General features: G+C 65.4%; 1 pseudogene. It reads right to left on the minus strand.

Annotated features, from left to right (window positions below):
* A pseudogene (locus MOV74_RS26420) lies at positions 1 to 7,356 on the minus strand (leukotoxin LktA family filamentous adhesin); the annotation flags it as partial.

Here is a 7,356-nt window from a genome sequence, read left to right on the forward strand (position 1 = left end):
GGTCGCGGTGCCCGCCGCCACCTGGTCGAGCGTCAGCCCGCCCGTGCCGACGATATCCACGCTGCCTTTCACCGCGGACAGCAGGCTGACCTCGGTGTCGGTCAGCGCCTTCAGGTAGATGTCGCCGGCGCTCGCGCTGGCCGACAGCCGCGTGGCGTTGGTGGTGAACCGGCCCGTCGCGTTGCCGATGCCGTTCGATGCGCTCAGCGACACTTCGGCGCCGGCGCCGGACACGAGGAACCTGGTCTGGCCGTCGCCATTGTCGATGATCGCTCCGAGCGATGCAACGCCGCCGGCGGTGACGATGATCGACGGGGTGTTCGAGGCGGCAGCGTAGGACAACGACGAATTCAGCTGGCCGATCGTTGCATCGCCGGTCGTGGTCACCGAGATCAGGCCGGGTGCGTTGATGGCGGAATAGGCGCCCATCGACAGCGTCGCGGCCACCAGCGTCACGGCGCCCGAGTTGCTGGTCGCAACCACCGGCGCCGCGCTGGTGCCGGCCGCAAAGGTCATGCCGCGATTGGCGAGCAGCTGCATCAGGCCGTCGCTGCTGATGCTGGTGTTGATGGTGAGCGCGCCGCGCGCCACGTTCAGCGTCAAGGCGCCACCAGCCGTCAGCGACCCATAGGCGCCGCTCCTGCCGACCGCGAGATCGCCGGTGACGGCAAGGATGCTGACGTCGCCAACCGCCGTGCCGCTCACCGCGCCGGAGATGTTCACCTGCAACGGCTGGAAGGACGAGCCGTTGAAGCCGATGCTGCCGCCGGCGCGCAGGTCGAGGTCGGTGCCGAGGATGTGGATCGCGCTGCGGTCCGTGAAATCGGCCTCGGCGTAGATGCTGCCGGCCGCGGCCAGTTGGATCGCATTGCCGGCGGAGATGTTGCCGAGGATGAGATCGCCGGTGGTCTGCTTCACATAGATGCCCTGCGCCGACGAGACCTGGTCGAGCTGGTCGTGGCCCGGGTCGGCAAAGGCGATCTGAAGCGCGTTGGTATTGTTCGCGGGATTGCTGCCGGCGGCGCCGGGGGCACCGACATTGCCGCGCTCGGCGATCAGGGTCAGGTTGGCGATGTCACCCGAAATCACCGCGCCACCCACATTGGCGGAGATGCTGTTGACGGCGTCGAGCTTGACGTCGCCGCGGCCCGTCACCTCGATGCCGTTGGCCTGCGCGGCCGTGATCGGACCGTAATTCGCGGTGACGCCGCCGAGCGCGAGGCTGTTCTTGCTGCCGAGATAGATATTGGTCAGCGCCTTGGCCGAGATCGCGATCGGGTTGTCGACGACGACGAGGTTCTGCTGCGACAGGCTGACCGTATAGGTCGTGACATGGGTCGTCGGGTCCGTCACCGCGCCGACGGTGAGCTGGCCGGGACCGGCCGAGGACAGCAATGCCCTCTGCTCCGTCGTCAGCGAGGAGGCATCGACGCTGGTGAAGGTGAAGGTCTGGGGCGCCGCCGAATTGCCGACCGAGCCGCGCGGCGCATAGAGCATGATCTGGTTGGCGCTGACATTGGCGATGACGTTCTCGTCAATCGGCGGCGGCGCCGCGCCGATCGACGACGACGACACCGTGTAGGCCAGCTGGCTCTGCGTCCACTGCGCGCCCGCGGTGATGATGCCGTAGACCCGCTCGGTCGATGCGAGCGTATAGGTGTAGGTCGAGCTGAAATGGCCCGGTTGCAGGGCGGCCTGGAGCGCGGCGTTGGTCGGCAGGAACTGCTGATCAGTTGCCACGCCCTCGAACAGCTTGGTGAACAGGGTCGTCGAGAGTGAGCTGCCGAACAGCGACGCGAGCGGATCGGCGGGTGCGGTTCCGAGCAATGTGGTCAGCGAGCTCTTGAGTTCGGCGGTGCTGATCTTGCCGAGGAGGAACTGGTCCCTCAGGAACCGCGTCGTGGCCTCGGTCTTCATCTGCGTCGTCGTGACGTTGGCGGGATCGATGCCGAGCTTGGCCGCCACCTGCGCTCGCAGCACCGTCAGCCCCACCGAGGTCGGGGCGTAGGTGCTGCCGTTCGGGAAGGCGATGTTCTTGAGCTGGAAATAGTCGTTGTAGGCCGACGTCACCATCGACTGGTAGCTGTTGACGGCGTTGGTGGCGGCGTTGCCGCTGAGCAGATCGAGGCTGGCCCAGACGCTCTGCAGATGCTGGCTCTGCGCCTGGGTGAGACCGACCGCCGCCCGGCCGTTCAGGATGCTGGCCTGGTTGCCGTCTGAGCCGGCTGCCTCGAGGAACACCGGCCCGCCGGTCGACTGGATCGTGCCGAGGCGCAGATCGCCCTTGGACTGGATGATGTAGGTGCCGGTGGCCGAGGCGCTGTCGAGCACGCCGCCATCGACGCTGCCGCCCGCCTGGACCGTTCCCGTCGCCTGGATCACCAGCGGATTGATGTTGGTCAGGGTGCTCGCGCCGTTGACGACGGCGCTCGTCGCGCCGATCGCACCGGAGGTGGAGTTGATCTCGATGTTCTTGCCGATCACGACGGGTGTCGCGACGTTGTAGGCGGACGCCGAGTTGATGTCGCCGGTCGCCGAGAGGAAGACGTTGCCCTGCGGCGTCGCGCCTGCCGAATTCACCTTGACCTGGTTGATCGACAGCGCGCCGATCGCGGAGATCGCGATGTCGCGGTCGATCGAGCTGGCGGTCAGGCTGCCGCCATAGAGCTGCACTTGGACCGGAGCCTTGGTGGCGCCGAGCGTGCCGATGCCGCCGTCACCCCGAAGCGTCACGCTTGTCCCCGAGATCACCGGGTTGTTGGCGTTGGCGCCGACCGTGATGGACGAGTTGGCGCCGGTGGCGGCGAGCGTCGTCGCGCCCTGAAGATTGTTGATCGACCCGTTGATGACGATGCCGGAGGTCGAATTGACCACGACGTCGCTGCTGCTGCCGCCGGTGAACTTGATGTTGATCGGGTTCGACGCCTTGACGGTGTTGGTCAGGGTGAGCGTCAAATGATCATAGATCGCCTGGTACCAGTTGTACTGGGCGTCCGCACCGCAGCACGCGTTGGAGTGCGTGTTGAGTCCAACGGGGCTCCCGTCCGGATTCACGCCCCCCGCCCAGTGATAGCTGCCGGTGGCGGTGGTGACCTTCTGGTAGTTGGTGCTCTGCGTGCCCGAAACCAAGCTGGTCGTGGTGGTCCAGTTTGCGCCGGTGACCTGATTGGGCGTGAAATGCCAGCCGTAGTCGAACTGCGTGCTAGTGCTCAGGCGATCCAGCGTCGCGGTGTCGACCCATTGATAGAGCATGTTCGCCTGCGTCGCGTACTGGATGCCTGCGGTACCGGTCCTGGCCGTGAGCATCGACGGGTCGATCGCGGCCGCAGTGACGCTGTTGGTCTGGTATTTCGTCACCTGCTGGTTGCTCGCCGCCTTGGGATCGTAGACATACCACGTCGTCTTCCCCTGGAGCTGGTCGACGATCTCGACCACGCTCTGGGCGGTGGCGCTTGTATTGATGGTGTTGGTGACGAGCGCGAGCCCACTCGTGTTGTTGACCGTGACCGTGCCGGCGCCGCCCTTGATCTCGATGTTGCCCTGGGTCTGGGTGTTGTCGGTCGAGGTCGAGATGATCTTGCCGTTCAGATAGACGTAGCCGCCGGCGCCCTGCGCTACGCCGTTCAGGACGAACTGGTCGGTCAGAGCGTTGTACCTGACCCCGATCTTGACGTCGCCGGTGCCTGAGGTCGTCAGGTTAGCCCCCGCGATGTCGACATAGCTGCCGTTCCGCGCGTTGGCCTGGGCCTGGGCGAAGGCGGCGCTGTTGTTCTTGAGATTCGTGACCTGCTGCGCGGCGTCGGCGCCAATGTTGACCGAGTAATTGCTGCTCGATCCGGCCTGGATGATGCCGTTGATGTTGATCACCGACGCCGAGATGATGACCGCCTGGCCGCTGATGGTCCGGGTGGCCGTCGCGGTGGCCGGCGCGTCCGCGGTCTTCGGCGTGATCGCATCCGGCTGGATGTTGATGACCTGGAAGAAGCCCGTACTGTCGCAGTCGGACGCACAATTGAACGGCGTCTTGTACGGACCGCTATCGGTGTAAACGTTCCGGCCGTCATAAGTCGTTTTCTGCCATTGTGCGAGCACGACATTGTTCGAGGTCAACGACTGCCCCTCGATGATCTTGAGGGTATTGACATCAGGCACGCTGCCGGCATCGGGAGTGCTGGTGTTCCCAGGCGTGCCCCGGCCCATCGGCAGGAAGATCGATGAATAGAGCGAGGTGCCGTCGTAATACGTCATCAGCATGCGCGCGGTGAAGATCGTGCTGGCGTCGGCGTTGCCGACGGGTTGATACACGCCGTGGCTGCCGTCGGTGCAGCAGTAATAGAAATAGGGATGATCGGTTCCCGAAGCGATATGCGGAGCGGTATAGTAGTCGCCGTAGGCGCCGAGATAGGTTGCTGCCGTCATCACCGCGGTCAGCGTGTCTTCCGGCCTGTTTTCGGTGCTGGCCCATTGCGAGGTGACCGCGCTGCCGCTGTCGTAGAAGCTCCCGATGCCGCCAAGGAAGGTGAACGTGCCCTTGGGCACCACGATCTGGACGGTCGCGGCGCTGAGCGACTGCGATGCGACGACGCTGCCGAGATTGTTGACGACCTTGAGCAGGCCATTTGGGTTGTTGACGGCGCCGTTGAAATAGATGTCGGGCGTGCGGGTCAGCAGATTGCCGTTCTGGTCGATGCCTTGGCCGCTGTCGGGATCCAGGCGGTTGTAGGTGGCCGAGACGTCGATGACCGGCGTCGCGCTCGGCATCGCGGTGAAGGTCACATTGGAGTGCGAATCCGGGTCGACATGGTCGATCTGGCGGTACGTGATGTTGCCCCCGGTCACGTCGGTCACCGTGAGGTTGCCCAGGCTCATGAAGTCGAGGCCCTTGTTCTCGATCTTGATCAGGGGCGAGCTGCGCGCGATGACCGCGGGCGCGGCCGGGTTCGTGCCGCTGTTGCCGGTCAGCTTCTGGGCCAGGATCGAGACGTTGCCGGCGGAGACCAGGATGTCGCCGAACGCGAAGGCGTTGCCTGGCGCGTCGGAGGTGAAAGGCGCCTGCTTGATCAGCGTGTCGATCTGGCGCTGGATGTCGCCGGTCGGATCGGTGCCGGACGGCGACATGCTGGCGGGTGCCGTCGGCGTAGCCGCCGCGAGCTGGGAGCGCACCTGCGCCTCGGTCAGGCCGGTCAGCGTCGCCAGTTGGTTGACCACGAGCTGGTAGGGATTGAAATTGCCGACGATCGTGTACTTGACCGTCTGGTGGTTCCAGCTCATCACCGGGCTGAAGTGATTGACGTCGGACACGTATTCGAGGACCGATGACGAGCCGTTCGTCAGCGACGAGTACGGACTGGTGGTGCTCAACGTCGGCGCGGATGCGCCGAGCTCGATCGTGATCGTCAAATCGTTGTTGATTCCCGCCACCACCAGGCCATTGAGCGCGACGTCGCCGGTTCCGCTGGTGTGGCTGTGGTTATCGCTGTTCTTGGCGCTGAAGATGTCCAGATACGGATTGTAGTTGCTGCCGTTGCCGGCCGCCGTGACCTGCCCCTGCGTTGCGCCCAGATAGATGTCCCGCGCACCGAGGACGCTCGAGGTGGGGGCCAGCGTCAGGCTCGTGGTGTCGTCGGCATTGGCGGTGCCGCGATAGAGCGTGGAGATCGGAATGGCGGTGTTGTTGTAGACGACCGTCGTCGCCGTCGCCTGCACGCTGCTGAAGGCGCTACCGTCACCGGCGAGGCCCGCATACATGGTGATATCGCGCCAGGCCCCGATCTTCGCGCCGTCGCCGACATTGACCGACTGAGTGGCGTGAACCCAGCTGTTGGTGCTGGCGCCGACACCCGCGATCGCGCCATAGAGGCTGGCGTTGGCGTTGTTCGCCACCGCCATCTTCGCAGCCGTGCCGATATAGATCTTGCCGGCGCTGAACAGCTCGCGGGCATTGATGTTGACCGCGAGCGTGGCATTCGCCGTCATGTTGGATTCGGCGCCGCCACCGGCGAAAAAGCTGGCCGTGGCGAGGCTCGCCGTGTCGTTGGTATTCAGCGTGTTGTAGGCCTCGATATTGATATACGCCGGAGACGTCTGCGGATCTCCGTTGAGGCTCAGCACCGTGCCGGCGCCGATATTGGTGTTGACGGTCTGCGTAACGGTCGAGGTGCTGAGCGCGGCCGCGCCCGCAAACGTGCCGCCGGAGCCCGAACGCGCGCCACCGCCGCCCTGGTTGACGATGTCGTTGGCGATGACGACCATATTGCCACCCGCCGAATTGATGATCAGGTGCGTTCCGATCTCGGCAGTGGTGGTCGAATCGACATCGTTCTGCGCCTTGCCCGCGGAGACGCCGGCCGTGGAGGCCTGGTAGGCGTCGCCGTTCGCGCCATAATTCGTGGTGTGGATGGCATTGATGCGGAGACCGCCGAAATAAAGCGTGTCATCCGCCGTGCCGCCGTCGAACCGCGCATTGGTCACGGCGGTCGAGCTGGTCGTGGCGACCGCCGCGACGCCGGCATAGGTGCCGCCCGCGCCGACCGTCGCGTCGGAAACATTGGTATCAGAGCCGGTCGCCGTGATCCGGAGGATGCCGGTGTAGCTGCCATGGTTCAGGGTATCCATGTCCGCCGGCGCACCCAGATAGGCGTAGGTGTGCGCGCTGGACGAAGTCTGCGCGACGGTGGCACCGAGCGCCAGGAACCCGCTCGAAAGGCCCGTTCCGTCGGCATATTGGGCGCTGTCGTTCTCGGCCGCGATGGTCACATTGGCATTGGGAAGCCGGATCCCAACCCCGCCATAGGCGTTCACCGTGGCGTTCTCGGACGCCACGGCCAGGCTGCCCTGCGCGCCGATCAGCGAGCCGCCGCCACCGGCGAGCGCCTTGGCGTAAGTCGTGGTGCCATAGATTGTCGTGGTCGTTCCGTCGGAGTTGTTCTGTGTACCGACAATCGGAACCAGCGCCATGGCGGTCACCCCGAGCGCACCGCCCGAGAAGCTGACATTGTCGCCGACATCGGCCGTCACCGTGGCGCCGACCGTGGACTTGGCGATGGCGACGCCGACGGCACCGCCGCCGACCGAAACGCCGATCGCCTCGCTCGACAGATTGGGCGTGATCGACGCCGACACCAGCGTGCCGACGCCGGTCGCCGACGTGGTGATCGAGGCGCCGGAGCCAATCTCCGCAACCACGCCTGAATTCTCGTGGGCCTCGGCATCAGCACCGACACCGGCGACGATGCCGCCACCGAGAGCGGTGGACGTCGTGGTCAAGGTGCCGGCGCCGCTTGCTCCAACCGCCAGAGTCGTGACGTTGACGGTGGAGCCGTTCAGAACCCTCGCAGCGACCGCGCTCGTTCGGCT

Source organism: Bradyrhizobium sp. SHOUNA76 (assembly GCF_023006445.1).
Lineage (GTDB): Bacteria > Pseudomonadota > Alphaproteobacteria > Rhizobiales > Xanthobacteraceae > Bradyrhizobium.